Source organism: Pseudomonas sp. P4_B4, assembly GCF_056402255.1.
On record NZ_JBFUHS010000084.1, the window covers coordinates 1 to 964 of the forward strand.

Genomic DNA, 964 nt, shown 5'->3' on the forward strand with positions numbered 1-964 from the left:
GTCGTCGACGATGTTCACGTCCAGTGAACCGGTCGCGGTGGTGCCATTGTCGTCGACCACGGTCACGGCGAACTGCTCAGGCAGGGTGTTAGCGTCGTTGGCCGTCGGATGGACTTCGTTATCGTTGAGGGTGTAGCTGTAGCTGATCACCCCGGTCGCCGCGTTAAATCCGGTGATGGTCAGGGTGCTGCCCAACGGCGTGGTGATCGATTGCGGGAAGCCGGCGGCTACACCGCCAMTGACCACGGCGATGCCGCCGACGCTCAGGGTCGTGACGCCATCGAGGGCGGCGACGGTGAAAGTGCCGTTCTGAGTCAGCGCCGTGGCATCCGGTGCGCTGCCGTCGCTGAGGTTTTTCTCGAAGACGGTGAGCTCGCCCCCCTGAGCGTTCAAACCGCCAATCGTGATCGGGTCATCGTTGTTGTGGATCTGCAGCACCAGGTTCGCGGTTCTGCTGTCGCCGTCCGAGTCGGTGAGGGTGTAGGTGAAGGATTCGCTGCCATTGCCGCCACCGTGCAGGGCTTTGAAGTCGGCACCGCTGGGGTTGAGGGTGTAGGTGTATGTGCCGTTGGCATTGAGCACCAGGGTGCCGTAAGTGCCGGTGAAAGTGCCGGGGGTGATGGGGCCGGCATTTTCCCCGACCGTCACGCGGTCGGCGCCTTGCACGTCGTTGCTCARYACGTTGCCGTTGAGGGTCAACAGGGTTTCCGAAGCGGTAYTGGCGTTGCTGTCGTCCACGCCATTGGGCAGGTCGTCGACGATGTTCACGTCCAGTGAACCGGTCGCGGTGGTGCCATTGTCGTCGACCACGGTCACGGCGAACTGCTCAGGCAGGGTGTTAGCGTCGTTGGCCGTCGGATGGACTTCGTTATCGTTGAGGGTGTAGCTGTAGCTGATCACCCCGGTCGCCGCGTTAAATCCGGTGATGGTCAGGGTGCTGCCCAACGGCGTGGTGATCGATTGC

General features: G+C 62.5%; 1 protein-coding gene. It reads right to left on the reverse strand.

Going from position 1 to position 964, the window contains the following annotated elements:
• A partial coding sequence (locus tag AC1DVE_RS31125; protein WP_477784445.1) for an Ig-like domain-containing protein occupies positions 1–964 on the reverse strand: 964 nt, incomplete at both ends.